15 protein-coding genes and 1 riboswitch are annotated in these 12738 nt (G+C 67.0%); of the genes, 6 read left to right on the top strand and 9 right to left on the bottom strand.

Annotation, left to right across the window (positions count from 1 at the left end; translation table 11 throughout):
* The first annotated feature begins 34 nt into the window (after window positions 1-34).
* Entirely contained in the window at window positions 35-799 is a 765-nt protein-coding gene (locus tag BVE01S_RS09270; protein WP_205678466.1) for a hypothetical protein, read from the top strand.
* A 28-nt stretch (window positions 800-827) separates the two neighbouring features.
* Here BVE01S_RS09270 and BVE01S_RS09265 read toward each other — a convergent pair whose 3' ends face one another.
* From BVE01S_RS09265 to BVE01S_RS09230, 8 genes are all read right to left on the bottom strand, one after another.
* Window positions 828-1673, bottom strand: a complete 846-nt coding sequence (locus BVE01S_RS09265; protein ID WP_066626769.1) for a ribokinase — start codon at window positions 1671-1673, stop codon at window positions 828-830.
* A complete protein-coding gene (locus BVE01S_RS09260; RefSeq protein ID WP_066626767.1) occupies window positions 1670-2623 on the bottom strand; it encodes a nucleoside hydrolase in 954 nt (317 codons plus the stop codon). The genes BVE01S_RS09265 and BVE01S_RS09260 overlap by 4 nt, the downstream gene beginning before the upstream one ends.
* A 49-nt stretch (window positions 2624-2672) precedes the next feature.
* A complete protein-coding gene (gene cuyB / locus BVE01S_RS09255; RefSeq protein WP_066626762.1) occupies window positions 2673-3350 on the bottom strand; it encodes a cysteate racemase in 678 nt (225 codons plus the stop codon).
* Window positions 3347-4552 (bottom strand): chromate efflux transporter, encoded by a 1206-nt coding sequence (chrA, locus tag BVE01S_RS09250; protein ID WP_066626760.1) that lies wholly within the window; start codon window positions 4550-4552, stop codon window positions 3347-3349. Before chrA ends, cuyB begins: the two co-directional genes overlap by 4 nt.
* Window positions 4553-4591: 39 nt before the next feature.
* The gene (locus tag BVE01S_RS09245; protein WP_105625200.1) at window positions 4592-5095 is read right to left on the bottom strand and encodes a hypothetical protein; all 504 of its coding nucleotides are present in this window, start codon (window positions 5093-5095) and stop codon (window positions 4592-4594) included.
* A 49-nt stretch (window positions 5096-5144) separates the two neighbouring features.
* The gene (locus BVE01S_RS09240; protein WP_066626757.1) at window positions 5145-5384 is read right to left on the bottom strand and encodes a DUF3253 domain-containing protein; all 240 of its coding nucleotides are present in this window, start codon (window positions 5382-5384) and stop codon (window positions 5145-5147) included.
* Window positions 5385-5396: 12 nt separating this feature from the next.
* A complete protein-coding gene (gene cuyA, locus BVE01S_RS09235; protein WP_066626755.1) occupies window positions 5397-6395 on the bottom strand; it encodes a D-cysteate sulfo-lyase in 999 nt (332 codons plus the stop codon).
* 95 nt (window positions 6396-6490) lie between these two features.
* Window positions 6491-7021: a hypothetical protein gene (locus BVE01S_RS09230; protein WP_066626753.1), complete on the bottom strand. Its 531-nt coding sequence runs from the start codon at window positions 7019-7021 to the stop codon at window positions 6491-6493.
* A gap of 110 nt (window positions 7022-7131) precedes the next feature.
* Here BVE01S_RS09230 and BVE01S_RS09225 point away from each other — a divergent pair, with 110 nt between their 5' ends.
* The 3 genes from BVE01S_RS09225 to BVE01S_RS09215 are packed head-to-tail and all read left to right on the top strand — an operon-like array spanning window position 7132 to window position 9151.
* The gene (locus tag BVE01S_RS09225; RefSeq protein WP_066626751.1) at window positions 7132-7962 is read left to right on the top strand and encodes a TIGR02587 family membrane protein; all 831 of its coding nucleotides are present in this window, start codon (window positions 7132-7134) and stop codon (window positions 7960-7962) included.
* Window positions 7963-7966: 4 nt separating this feature from the next.
* Window positions 7967-8344, top strand: coding sequence for a hypothetical protein (locus BVE01S_RS09220; protein ID WP_066626749.1), 378 nt, complete (start codon window positions 7967-7969; stop codon window positions 8342-8344).
* A gap of 51 nt (window positions 8345-8395) precedes the next feature.
* Window positions 8396-9151, top strand: coding sequence for a DUF4019 domain-containing protein (locus BVE01S_RS09215; protein ID WP_146112031.1), 756 nt, complete (start codon window positions 8396-8398; stop codon window positions 9149-9151).
* 4 nt (window positions 9152-9155) lie between these two features.
* On the opposite strand, the gene BVE01S_RS09210 is transcribed toward BVE01S_RS09215, so the two are convergent.
* Window positions 9156-9563 carry a BLUF domain-containing protein gene (locus BVE01S_RS09210; protein ID WP_066626745.1) on the bottom strand — a complete coding sequence of 136 codons (408 nt, stop codon included), beginning with the start codon at window positions 9561-9563 and terminating at the stop codon, window positions 9156-9158.
* Window positions 9564-9696: 133 nt separating this feature from the next.
* A riboswitch (TPP riboswitch) is annotated at window positions 9697-9806 on the top strand.
* 140 nt (window positions 9807-9946) lie between these two features.
* Here BVE01S_RS09210 and thiC point away from each other — a divergent pair.
* Together thiC and BVE01S_RS09200 are read left to right on the top strand one after the other, a co-directional pair.
* Complete coding sequence (thiC, locus tag BVE01S_RS09205; RefSeq protein ID WP_084375372.1) at window positions 9947-11776, top strand: phosphomethylpyrimidine synthase ThiC; 1830 nt, start codon at window positions 9947-9949, stop codon at window positions 11774-11776.
* A 206-nt stretch (window positions 11777-11982) separates the two neighbouring features.
* On the top strand, window positions 11983-12591 hold the full coding sequence (locus BVE01S_RS09200; protein WP_066626740.1) for a hypothetical protein: 609 nt from the start codon (window positions 11983-11985) through the stop codon (window positions 12589-12591).
* Window positions 12592-12738: the final 147 nt, after the last annotated feature.

The raw sequence follows: 12738 nt of genomic DNA, 5'->3' as shown, positions 1-12738 counted from the left end.
CATCGGGGGGTGTGTCATGGTGAGTGCGAACAGGATGGGCGGGGCCGACCGCACTCCGGACCGCGTCTTTCCGGGGCTGGCCGTCGTCATGGCGCTTGTCGTCGTGGCGGGCTTTTCGCTTCAGCTGGCCATGGGCCGCTCCAGCTTCGAGGCTCCGCTGCTGGTGCACGCCCACGCCGTGGTCTCCATGGGCTGGGTCGTCATCTTCCTGGTTCAGAATCTGTTGATCGCCACGGGCCAGCTGCGTTGGCACCGACCGCTGGGCTGGCTGGCGGCCGCATGGCTGGCGCCCATGCTGATCCTGGGCTGGCTGGTCACCGAGGCCATGGTGCGTCGGGGCGACGTGCCCTTCTTCTTCCGACCCTTGCAGTTTCTGGTCTTCGATCCCCTCTCGCTCGCGACCTTCGTCGGCCTCACCGTCGCGGCGGTGTGGCTTCGTCGGTCAACGGACTGGCACCGCCGCCTGCACTATTCCGCCATGGCGATCCTGCTGGGGCCGGCCGTCGGTCGGCTTTTGCCCATGCCCTTGCTGATCCCTTGGGCCTGGGAGGCGACCACGCTCGTCACCCTGGCGTTTCCAGTCATCGGCATGATCATCGATCTTGCGAAGACCCGCCGGATCCACCCCGCCTGGTTCTGGGGTCTGGGGGTTCAGATCGCCATGATCGCGGCGACCGAAGCCCTCACCTGGTCGCCGCTCGGCCTTCAGCTTTACCAGACCGTCACGGCCGGTTCTCCCGGCGCCGCCGTCGCGCCGCTCGCCTTCCCCACGCCCACCGGTCCGCCGCCAGGGGTCTGACCACGATGAAGAGGCGCAGACCGCGTCGCTACCCCGCCAGCAGCGCCTCGACCTGATCCCGCTCCGGCGCTGAGGGCTGCGCGCCCGGGCGGGTCGCCGCGAAGGCTCCGGCGGCGCAGGCGAAGCGCAGCGCCTCGGCCGGGTCCATGCCTTCCAGCAAAGCCACCGTGATGGCGGCGACGAAGGCGTCGCCCGCGCCCGTCGCATCGACCGCCTCGACGGCCGGCGGGGTCGCCCAGGCCATTTCGACGCCGCGTTGGTACATGGCCGCGCCTCGGGCGCCCTTGGTGACGACGACCCGTCCCCCGCCCCGGTGCAGGCCGTCGCCATAGAAGGCCGCCTCGGTCTCGTTGACGACGATCAGGTCGGCGCGGCGCAGCAGCAGTTCCGACACCGGCGCGGCGGGCGCCAGATTGGCGCAGACGAAGCCCGTCGCCCGGCCCACCGCCGCCTCGACCGTCTCGATCGGCAGCTCCAGCTGTACGATCAGCGCGCCCTCGATCCGCTGCGGCAGCTGTTCAGGGGTGACCATGTGGTTGGCGCCGGCCGCGACCACGATCTGGTTCTCGCCGGTCGGATCGACGGCGATCAGGGCGACGCCCGTCGGGGCCGCAACATCCACCTCCACCCCGGCCAGATCGACGCCCAGATCCTCCATCAGGGCCAGGGCCTCGCCGGCCATGGCGTCATTGCCGACCCGCCCGATCAGGCTGGCCTCGGCCCCCAGTTTCTCGGCCGCCAGCGCCTGGTTGGCGCCCTTGCCGCCGGGATGCCGCGCCAGGGTCGCCCCGGTCACCGTCTCACCCGGCGCCGGCAGTTGGGGCGCGGTGGCCACCAGATCCAGGTTGATCGAGCCGACGACGGTCACCCTCATGCGGCGGCCTCCAGCGCCTGAGCCTTCAGCTTGGCGACGATCAGATCGAACACCCCTTGCGCGTCCGCCGCGACCGCCCAGCGGTGCCGCGCCGTCGCCGGATCGATCCGGAACTCCACCGCCGTATGCCCGCGCGTCAGGTCCGAACCCGTCTCCACCTCGATCCGGCAAGGCTTCGTCTCGAACAGGTCGGGCTTGATCAGCCAGGCGATGGGACACGGGTCATGCAACGGGGCAGCATCCCACCCCACGATCTCGCGCTCCACCCGCTGCGAGAACCGCAGCGTCGACGCCGCCGCCCGCGCGGCCTCGCTGTCGATGGCCTCTATCGCCACGATCCGGGCCTCGGTCGCGCGCACCTGATGGGTCGCGTCCAGGCCGAAGGCGACGACCTGACACCCCGATCCGAACACCACCGCCGCCGCATCCGGATCGGCCCAGATGTTGAACTCGGCCGATGCGGTGACATTGCCGCCTTCCGACCGCGCCCCGCCCATGACGACCACCGGCCCCAGCCGTTCGGCCAGGCGCCGCTCACGCCGCATCGCCAGCGCCAGATTGGTCATCGGCCCCAGGACGGCGATGGAGACCGAGCCTTCAGGCCGGCTCATCACCAGATCGACGATGGCGTTGGCGGCCGGCCCGTCGCCGACGATCCCCGTCGGTTCGAACGGCTCCAGATCGCCCAGACCCTCGACCCCGTGAAACGCGCCCGCGCCCGCCGGCGGACGTTTCAGCGGCCGCTCCGCCCCGCCGAACACCGGCACGTCCTCGCGCCCGGCGATCTGGCGGATGATGCGCGCATTGCGCTGGGTCTTGGCGCCGGGAACATTGCCCCCGACCGTGGTGACGGCCAGCAGCTCCAGCTCGGGCGCGGCGAAGGCCAGAAACAGCGCCACGGCGTCGTCCACGCCGGGGTCGCAATCGATGATCAGGGACTGAATAGACACCGCCCATGACTAGGCAGGCCGGCCGCGCGGAGCAAGCCGCAACCGCGCATCACACCCGACACGCCTCCACGCACGCTTGGGCCAACACCTCGGCCGAATCCGTTAGGGGCGCGGCGGCGTCTTCGGCGCTCAGCAGCAGCGGCACCTCGGTGCAGCCGGCGATCAGCCCGTGCGCGCCCGCATCCGCCAGGGCATGAGCCAGCCGCGACATCCCTGCCCGCGCCGTCTCGCCGACATCGCCGCGCTTGACCCCATAGACCAGGCCCATGAAGGCCTCGCGGTCCGCGCCCTCCAGCAGCACCGTATCGAGCCCGCGCGCCGCCAGCGCCTGCGTGTAAAGCCGCTCGCCCCCCGGCGTCGCCAGCACGCCGATCCGCTTGGCGCCTGACGCCGCCGCCGCATCCGCCGTCGCCGCGATCATGTCGATGAAGCCCAGGCCCTTCGCCTCACACGCCGCGCGGATCCCGCCCGCCTGGGCGTGGGCGGTGTTGCAGGGCATGGCGATCACCTCGGCCCCCGCCGCCGCCAGCCCCTCGGCCATCTGTCCCAGCACGACCTCGGCCTCGCCCGGCCGCGTGTTGCGATCGGGAACCTGGGGGTTCAGGTCCATCACCACCCGGATGTGATCGGCGTCGCCGTCCGCCGACGTCAGCGCCTGCACCCGCGCCAGGAACGCCACCGTCGCCGCCGGTCCCATGCCGCCGATCACGCCCAGGATCTTGCTCATCGCATCACGCCCCATCCCACGACCGCCGCGGCGGCCAGAACTGCCGGCACGGCGTAGCGGCTCTTCCAGGCCCACGCCACCGCCAGGGCGCCCGCAAAGATCGCTGCAGCCGCCGCCATCGACGGCGCCCGCTGCAAGGTCGCCCAGCCCAGCTCCACGCTGGTCGCGGCGATGATCCCCACGACGGCGGCGGCCACCCCGGCCAGAAGATCGTGCAGCCGCCGGTCCTCGACCACCGCCTCCAGCCGCTCATATAAGATCATCGAAAAGGCGAAGGCCGGCGCGAACACCCCGGCCGTCATCGCCAGCGCCCCGCCCCAGCCCGCGACCACGAAGCCGACGAAAGTGCAAAAGATCACCAGCGGCGCCGGGATCACCCCCGCAAAGGCGATCCCGTCCAGAAACGCCCCATCGTCGATCAGCCCGCGCCCCACCGTATCGGCGCGCACATAGGGAATGGCGGTATAGGCGCCGCCGAACGTCAGCAGCCCCGCCTTCAGCCCCGTCCAGAACATCGCGGCTGCGCCCGCGTCGCCCCCCTGCCCCGACGCCTGTCCCAAGACCGGCCCGCCGTCCCCCAGCCCGTGCATCGCCAAGGCTGCAACGACCGCCAGCACCACGACCCCGACGGCCAGGCCGACCCGCCCGGCCCGGACCAGCACATAGGCCGCCCCGCCCGCCGCTAGCACGATCCAGAACGCCGCCCCGGCCAGGGTCGCCACAAAGCCGACGACGGCGACGGCCCACAGCCAGCGATCCTCCAGGATATGCGATCCGATCTTGCAGACGGCGCGCACGATCACGGCGACCACCGCCGCCTGAACCCCCAGGAACGCCCCGGCCAGCAGGCCCACGACCGGCGACAGCGCCACATAGGCCCAGCCGATCCCCAGCATCAGGACCAGCCCGGGCAGCATGAACCCCAGGCCCGCCAGCAGGCCGCCGATCCGCCCCCGCGCCCGCATGCCCATGTGCACGCACAACTCGTGCGCCTCCGGCCCCGGCAGGACCTGCAACACCGCCAGCAGCCGGTTGAACCGCGCGCTGGACATCCAACGGTCCTGATCGACCAGCTCGCGCCGGATCATCGCGATCTGCGCCACCGGCCCGCCAAACGCCAGCAGCCCGAACCGCAAGAACCGCAGAAACACCGCCGCCAAAGACAGCGCCGGCGGGACAGGTTCGATCTCGCGCACTGTCATTTGATCACCTGATCTCGCCCAAACCGTCGGCGACAAAGGCTAGTCGGCGGAAGTTGCCATCCTTGCTTCCAATCGCTGGATCTTCGGTCTCAAAATCCAAACACCGATCAGAGCAAAGAACATGAGGAACATTGTCACAACGATCTGTCCCGCCGATGCTTGGCCGTTGAGGGCGTCAGCGTTTTCCAGCGCCTGAGCGGCAAACCAGAGGGCGACAAAAAATACGATAAAGAACGCCAAGGCGGCGGGGCTGTTCTGCATCGACCAACCGGCCAATATCGCAATAATCGGCATCATCGGGGGGACGGCAAACAACCATCCCCAGGTCACCCCAGCACCAGGCGCTCCGCAGGCTTTCGCCACCCTGAAAATCGACCAGCACCAAAGGCAGGTGGCGGCGATCGGCAAGGCCGTCACAATCGCCCGTATCAGTGGGGTTACGTGCAGCCCTGACAGCACAATCTGCACGACCATCGCAGCGATAAGAACGGCGGTAAGGACCGTGGGGTGTAGTCGCGCGAAATATCTGGAAAGCTCAACCATAGACATCCGTTATCGGCATTCCGGGAAAACACAACCTTCGGATACCGCGTCAGCCAACGCCCCGCGCGATCCGATAGGGCCCCGCACGCATCGCCAGCGGCCGCCCCTTCCAGCTCAGTCGCACCGCGCCCTCGTTCACAAGGGCGTCCACCGCGGCGTGAACCTGTGGCATCGCCTCGCGCCACGCGCCGCCCTCGCCCGCGACCACCCGCGCGACCTCGCTGGGGCAGACGGTGGCGTCCTCGGCCCGGGCGGCCAGCAGCGCCAGCGTCGCCTCGCGCGGGTCCATGACGCGCGGCCTCTACAGCGCCCCTTCGATCTCGGTCTGATAGCCGAACAGCCCCTGCGCTCCACCAGTGTGCAGGAACACCACCGTCTCACCCTTGAACCGGCCGGCGCGCGCCAGGGCGATCAGCCCCTTCATCGCCTTGCCGGAATAGACCGGGTCCAGCACGATCCCGTCCAGACGCGCGGCCAGGGTCAGGGCGTCGATCACCCCCTGGTCGATCAGGCCATAGCCTTCGCCCACATAGTCGCAGTCGGCGATCACCTGCTCGCGCGTCACCCGTCCCGTCTGGCCCAGCAGGGCGGCCGTCTCCTCGGCCAGTTTGAAGACGTTCGCCTCCTGCTTTTCCTTGGGCGCCCGCACTCCGATGCCCAGTACGGGAATGTCCGCCCCCATGACCGCCAGCCCGGCGACCAGGCCCGCATGGGTGCCCGCGCTGCCAGTCGCCGTCACGATGCGGTGGACCTCCAGATCCAAATCATCGGCCTGGACCACGATCTCGCGCGCGCAATCGACATAGCCCAAAGCCCCCGTAGGGTTCGATCCGCCGCCGGGAATGACATAGGGCTTGCCGCCCCGCGCCCGCACCTCGGCCGCCGTCTTCTCCAGCTCGGCGACCATGTCCGTCCCGCCCGGCACGGTGCGCAGGGTCGCGCCGAACAGCCGGTCCAGCAGCACATTGCCGTTGCCGACATAGTCCGTCGCCTTGGACCCCGTCCGCTCTTCCAGAATGATCTCGCACGCCAGACCGTGGGCCGCCGCCGCCGCCGCCGTCTGGCGCACATGGTTCGATTGCACCGCCCCTTGCGTCACCAGCGTGTCGGCGTCCTCTTCGAACGCCGCGCCCAGCAGGAACTCCAGCTTGCGGGTCTTGTTGCCGCCGCCGGCCAGGCCGGTGCAGTCGTCGCGCTTGATCCACAGATCCAGGCCCAACTCTTCCGACAGGCGGGGCAGCGGCTCCAGCGGCGTCGGCAGATGGGCCAAGCGGATATGGGCGAAACGGGCGAGATGCATGGGACGGTTTCCTGTTCGCCGTCTTGATAGCCCGCGCCCGTGACATTCAAAAGCGCCAGACCCAAGCTGGCGGCCCCTACGCTCCGCCCTCGACCTCAGCCCGGCGCGCCGGCCTCGGCCACACGCGTCGGCGCGACGAAGGCGGCGTCGCACAGGGCCTGGGCGAAGGCGTGGGACGTGACCGCCTGGCGATCCATCAAGGCGTCCAGCACCCCGGCGCCCGCATCCACCGTCACGACCAGCGGATAACGCCCGACCACCTGACCACCCTGCGCCGGATCGCGCAGTTCCGCCGTCGCCCGCATCCGGTGTTCGGCGCGATCGCCGGCCAGAATGGCCAGGCGCGGCGCCCGGCTCAGCGCCTCGACATGGATGCTCAGGTTCAGCCGATGCCGGCCGCCGGCGCACAGCCCCATTTCGTTCAGCACCTCGTCGTTGAAGGTGTCGGCGAAGTCATCCTCGGCGTCCAGCCAGCCGGTCGTGGTTGTGACGACGCCGATCCGCGCCTGCTCGGCCATGGCGGGCGACAGGGCCATCGGCGCGCCGCCGACCTCCACCGAGGCGCAGGCCGCCAAGCCCGCGCACGCCAGAACCGCGATCACGGCGGTCGTCTTGATCTGTTTCATCGTTCCCTCTCCCTAGAGCTGACACCAAGCTTGGCTGCGAATGAACGCCGCCTGAACGCCGTTCGACAAGCGGTCCGGAGCCAAAGCCGGCGCCCAAGCGTTGCCGCCGCATGACGGCCGCCGCGCCCCCTTTGGATCTGCAACGCGAGCGCGCCTATGTCCGCGATCTGGGCCGCGCCTTCGCCGGCGCCCTGGTGTTCAACATTCCGCTGTTGATGACGATGGAGATGTGGGCGCAAGGCGTGATCATGGACCGCTGGCGGCTGCTGACCTTCATCGTCGCCGGCCTGCCGCTGCTTTACGGCCTGGCCTATTACGCCGGCTTCTCCAAACGGCGCGGGCCGATCAACGATGCGTTGGACACCGCCGTGGCCCTGGCCGTCGGCTTCATTACCGCCTCGGTGCTGCTGATCCTGTTCGGCGTCGTCGAATGGGACGCGCCGCCGCGCGAGGGCCTGGGCATGGTCGCGCTTCAGGCCATTCCCGGCGCCATGGGCGCGCTTCTGGCCCGGCGTCAGCTCAGCGGCGACGGCGGAGGCGACACCGACGAGGATCAGGCTTCCTATTTCGGCGAACTGTTCCTGATGGCGGCCGGCGCCCTTTTCTTCGCCCTGAACGTCGCCCCGACCGAAGAGATGATCCTGATCGCCTACAAGGCGACGCCCGCCCACATCCTGGCCCTGATCGCCGTCTCCATCCTTCTGCTCCACCTGATCGTCTTCAAGGCGGGCTTCGCCGGTCAGGAAGAGGCCGATCATCCGATCAAGGCCTTCCTGCATTTCACCCTGCCCGGCTACGCCATCGCCCTAGCCGTCAGCCTGTTCACCCTGTTCCTGTTCGGCCGCACCGACGGCCATGCCGTCGCCGGCGTGGTCCAGACCATGGTCGTCCTGGGCTTCCCCGCCGCCATCGGCGCCGCCGCCGCCCGTCTGTTGGTCTGACCCCATGCCCACGAAGAAGAAGCCCGCCGCATCGACCCGCCCTCTGTTGCAATGGGGCATGGCCTTGCTCGGCGCCGTCATCACCCTGACCGCCATCGGCATCGTGGTGTGGGAGGCGCTCCAGCCCACAGCCTCGCCCGCGCTCAGCGCCCGCATCGTCGCCGTGGACGTCACCGCCGCAGGCCAGGTCGCGACCGTCCGGGTTCAGAACGACGGCGACGACACCGCCGCCGCAGTGGATATCGAAGGGGTTCTGGGCGACCAGACCGCGACCGCCAGCCTGGACTACGTCCCCGGCCACGGCCACGCCAAGGCCTACCTCCGCTTCGACGCCGATCCGCGCGCGGCGGCCGTCTCGGTCAAGGGCTGGTCGGCGCCTTGACTCACCTGACGCAATTCCCCCCTCTACCTTCGTGCTGCGGGAGGGCGTCGATTGCTGGCTTTTGTTGTTTTCTTGCTTCTTGCTGCACCGGACGCAGTGAAGGTGGAGCCGGACGGTGTTGGCCGTTGGCGCATGACGATCACCGCCTCAGATGAAACTGATCCGCTCCGTTTAGCTGAACGCCTTCGACCCGGCGCTGCCAATCTCTGCGGGGCAAAGGGGTTCTATTTCGATCATTATACTTTCACGCTCGATCAGCGGATGCCGGAACGTCAAAGCTCTGCCAAACAGAGTGACAAGATGACTCTGGTTCAAGATGTCATTTGCGGACCTTTGCCGGCTGTGGCTGCTGAGCCCCTGCCGGCACCGGCTCTAACCGACGAGGAAGCTCTAGCCCTGAATGATCAGCTTGAAGCGCTGACAACGAACTACTTCTCAGCCTTGGACGAGGGCCGATATTCTGACGCCTTCGCCACCGCTGATGATGCGATGACTGGTGGCGCTACGCTGTCAGATTGGAGTGAGCAGCAGAAGCGATTTCAGGCTTCCGCCGGCGCCGTCACCGAACGCCGGATCGGTCGACTGACTTGGTATTCCAATCCTCCCAACGCGCCATTCGGCCATTACGGCGCGGTGGATTACGTCGCTTCGCGGGCGGTTCAGGACGAGTGCGGCTATCTGATTTGGTATCGCCCTAGCGTCGACGCAGCCCTACGGCTCATTCGACAGGAAACGACGCTATTGCCGCACAACCTTCCCGCCGAAACGCGAGATACTCTGCGCAAGGCGCACTGCATCCTACTGTAGAACGTCAGGCCGCCTGGGCCAGTACCGCGTCCTGCATCCGCTCGACCGTCTGCTGGGGCGCGCCGGCGCCGTCCACCGTGGCCCGCAGCGTCTCTTCCAGCGCCGGGGTCACGCGCACGCTTGCCATGGCCCAGCCGGAAAAGCCGCGCGCCGGGATCGGCTTGCGCTCGATCACCACCACCTCGTCATGACGCGGATCGCCCGCCAGCCGCGTCATCAGCCGGTCCAGATCCTGCGCTGCGCCCTCCAGCACCTGCAGGAACCGTCCGTCGTGGATCAGCAGCGCGCCGGTCAGGTCGTCGCGCGCATTGTTCCGCTGCGACGTGGCCAGGATGTCCACCTGCATCAGCAGGCTGTCGGCGTTGCCGCGCGCGCGGCTGGTGTAGAGGATGCGTTCCAGGTTCAGGCTCATATCCTCGTTTCACTCCGCCGACGCCGGCATCCGGCCCAAGCTTTGCGCATAGCCCAATAAATCCACCGCGCCTACAAGGACTTATGTGCGGTTTCGGACAACTCGACATCCGCTGCGGCGCGGGTTAGCCTGCAGGCGTTCTCCGGGGGGTCGCAATCGAGCGGCTGAGATAGAGGTTTCTCCTCTGACCCGTCGAACCTGATCCGGGTCATGCCGGCGAAGGGATGAGTAACGCTATCGGTCCTGACGCTACAGGACCCTCGCGCCCGACGTCGGCGGACCTCAAACCGTTTGAGGCCGTCATGAACATCCAAGTCACCCCGCCCGCCCTGCCTGAAGAGCCCAACGTCGACCTCGCTCTCAAGGACGCGCGCGAGGAGGTCATGCGCGAGACCGGAACCATCCCGACCGGCGAACGGGCCGGCAGCCGCAAGGTCTATGTCGCCGGCGAACTCTATCCCGACATCCGCGTCCCCTTCCGCGAGGTCGCCGTCCACGCATCCGCCAACGAGCCGCCGGTGACCATCTATGATTCATCGGGCCCCTACACCGACCCGACCGTGACCATCGACATCAAGCGCGGCCTGCCTCACGTCAAATCCAGCTGGCAGCTGGATCGCGGCGACATCGCCCCCGTCGCCAATCCGCGCGAGGTCAAGCCCGAGGACAACGGCCATGCGTCGGGCCGCCACCTGGCCCCGCGCTTCGACACCTCCCACCACCGCGTCTTCAAGGGCGTCGCGGGCCGCCCGGTCACCCAGTATGAATACGCCAAGGCCGGCGTCATCACCCCCGAGATGGAATATGTCGCCATCCGCGAGAACCTGCGCCGCGAGCAGAACAGCCCCTGCATCCGCGACGGGGAGGACTTCGGCGCCGCCATCCCCGACTTCGTGACGCCCGAGTTTGTGCGGCAGGAGATCGCGCGCGGCCGCGCCATCATCCCGCACAACATCAACCACCCCGAGGTCGAGCCGATGATCATCGGCCGCAACTTCCTGGTGAAGATCAACGCCAACATCGGCAACTCCGCCGTCCTCTCCTCCGTCGACGACGAGGTCGACAAGCTGGTCTGGGCCACCCGCTGGGGCGCCGACAACGTCATGGACCTGTCGACGGGCCGCAACATCCACAACATCCGCGACTGGATCATCCGCAACAGTTCCGTCCCCATCGGCACCGTGCCCATCTATCAGGCGCTGGAGAAGGTGAACGGCGTCGCCGAGGATCTGACGTGGGAGGTGTTCCGCGACACCCTGATCGAACAGGCCGAACAGGGCGTGGACTATTTCACCATCCACGCGGGCGTGCGCCTGCCCTTCGTGCCGATGACGGCCAAGCGGGTGACGGGCATCGTCAGCAGAGGCGGCTCCATCATGGCCAAGTGGTGCCTGGCCCACCACAAGGAGAGCTTCCTCTACGAGCATTTCGAGGACATCTGCGACATCATGCGCGCCTATGATGTCAGCTTCAGCCTGGGCGACGGCCTGCGCCCCGGCTCCATCGCCGACGCCAATGACGAGGCCCAGTTCGCCGAGCTGCGCACCCTGGGCGAACTGACCAAGATCGCCTGGGCCAAGGGCTGCCAGGTCATGATCGAGGGCCCCGGCCATGTGCCGATGCACAAGATCAAACAGAACATGGACGAGCAGCTGAAGCACTGCCACGAGGCGCCCTTCTATACGCTTGGCCCGCTGACCACCGACATCGCGCCGGGCTATGACCACATCACATCCGCGATCGGCGCGGCCATGATCGGCTGGTTCGGCACGGCCATGCTCTGCTACGTCACGCCCAAGGAGCACCTGGGCCTGCCGGATCGTCAGGACGTCAAGGACGGCGTCATCACCTACAAGATCGCCGCCCACGCCGCCGACCTGGCCAAGGGCCACCCCGCCGCCCGCCTGCACGACGACGCCCTGTCACGCGCCCGGTTCGAGTTCCGCTGGGAGGATCAGTTCAACCTGGGTCTCGACCCCGAAACCGCCCGCAAATACCACGACGCCACCCTGCCCAAGGAGGCCCACAAGACCGCCCACTTCTGCTCCATGTGCGGCCCCAAGTTCTGCAGCATGAAGATCAGCCAGGACATCCGCCGCGACGCCCAGGCCCAGAACGACGCGGGCGGTTCCCTGACGGAGGCCGAAGCCGGCATGGCGGAGATGAGCGCGAAGTTCAGGGCCGGCGGCGGGGTGGTGGAGGTGAAAGTGTGAGGGCGGCGACACCATTTCCGGTTGTTAGATAAGTCCCACTCGCCTAGCGTAGCATTATGGACCTCACCTAAATCGCTTCTCTGATCACGGCCGTCGCGGCTCTGGTCGCATCCTTCGCGTGGCCTGCGGCAGTGTTTCTTGGTGTGTGGCTATTCAGAAAGGAACTTCGGTCTGTAATCGCAAAATTACCCGGCCTCATTGATCGCATGAAGTCTGTGAAAGTTTTAGAATTTGAGGCGCAGCTGGAAAAGCTGGCCAATCAGGCGACAAGTGGCGAGGATGCAAAGGGCACCATTAGCCCAAGCGAGATTATAGTCGCTGAACAGATTGCAGAGGACATTGAAGAGATTGGCGAGCAAAACCTAGCCTCTCAGCTAGATAGACTTTGCGTTGAGTACGATACAGTCAGACGTATTATGCCCCCCAGCTTAGAGCGCACTCGAACTCTGACGCAGATATTGGTCAGGATGAGAATCCTGGGCCCCGCGATGTCGAAGTATATCGTGAATTATATGTCTTCAGGATCGGCTGGCAGCCGCCTTGCAGCAATTGCCATGATGCAAATTCAACCTGAGAAGGCGGATTTGGGATGGCTGGCACGGCGCTTCACCGAGGAAGCACCATTCGTATTCTATCACGCTGCATTAGCTCTTCAGAACATTGCCAATGGTGTTCCGGGCCGCTTGTCACAAGTAAAGATGGTTGCGGCTAGCGCGTTGCATACCTTAAAAAGTTTCGACGGTGAGCCAGATCACGACACGATCTATGTCCTTGAAGCGCTCCTAGAAGACCGGACGACCGGCATTTACGTCTAGAACGGTTGCCATCGATGAGAAGCGAGCACTCCGCTTATTGGAACGAGGGGTCGGGCCTTCTTCATGCTCTTTCATTAGAGGCTCAGTCGGAGTTTGAGGCTCTATCAGATTACATTTGGAAGATACCTCGGTTTCTAGAGAGCGAAT

Source organism: Brevundimonas vesicularis NBRC 12165, assembly GCF_001592205.1.
In the GTDB taxonomy this organism is placed as follows: Bacteria; Pseudomonadota; Alphaproteobacteria; order Caulobacterales; family Caulobacteraceae; genus Brevundimonas; species Brevundimonas vesicularis.
The sequence above is the reverse complement of the archived record's forward strand: the minus strand, read 5'-3'. Positions and strand labels throughout refer to the sequence as shown.

Coding starts and splice junctions, on each gene's coding strand:
- BVE01S_RS09270 (WP_205678466.1), top strand. CDS start 35: ATGGGCGGGGCCGACCGCACTCCGGACCGCGTCTTTCCGGGGCTGGCC.
- BVE01S_RS09265 (WP_066626769.1), bottom strand. CDS start 1,673: ATGAGGGTGACCGTCGTCGGCTCGATCAACCTGGATCTGGTGGCCACC.
- cuyB (WP_066626762.1), bottom strand. CDS start 3,350: ATGAGCAAGATCCTGGGCGTGATCGGCGGCATGGGACCGGCGGCGACG.
- chrA (WP_066626760.1), bottom strand. CDS start 4,552: ATGACAGTGCGCGAGATCGAACCTGTCCCGCCGGCGCTGTCTTTGGCG.
- BVE01S_RS09245 (WP_105625200.1), bottom strand. CDS start 5,095: ATGGTTGAGCTTTCCAGATATTTCGCGCGACTACACCCCACGGTCCTT.
- BVE01S_RS09240 (WP_066626757.1), bottom strand. CDS start 5,384: ATGGACCCGCGCGAGGCGACGCTGGCGCTGCTGGCCGCCCGGGCCGAG.
- cuyA (WP_066626755.1), bottom strand. CDS start 6,395: ATGCATCTCGCCCGTTTCGCCCATATCCGCTTGGCCCATCTGCCGACG.
- BVE01S_RS09230 (WP_066626753.1), bottom strand. CDS start 7,021: ATGAAACAGATCAAGACGACCGCCGTGATCGCGGTTCTGGCGTGCGCG.
- BVE01S_RS09225 (WP_066626751.1), top strand. CDS start 7,132: ATGACGGCCGCCGCGCCCCCTTTGGATCTGCAACGCGAGCGCGCCTAT.
- BVE01S_RS09220 (WP_066626749.1), top strand. CDS start 7,967: ATGCCCACGAAGAAGAAGCCCGCCGCATCGACCCGCCCTCTGTTGCAA.
- BVE01S_RS09210 (WP_066626745.1), bottom strand. CDS start 9,563: ATGAGCCTGAACCTGGAACGCATCCTCTACACCAGCCGCGCGCGCGGC.
- thiC (WP_084375372.1), top strand. CDS start 9,947: ATGCGCGAGACCGGAACCATCCCGACCGGCGAACGGGCCGGCAGCCGC.
- BVE01S_RS09200 (WP_066626740.1), top strand. CDS start 11,983: ATGAAGTCTGTGAAAGTTTTAGAATTTGAGGCGCAGCTGGAAAAGCTG.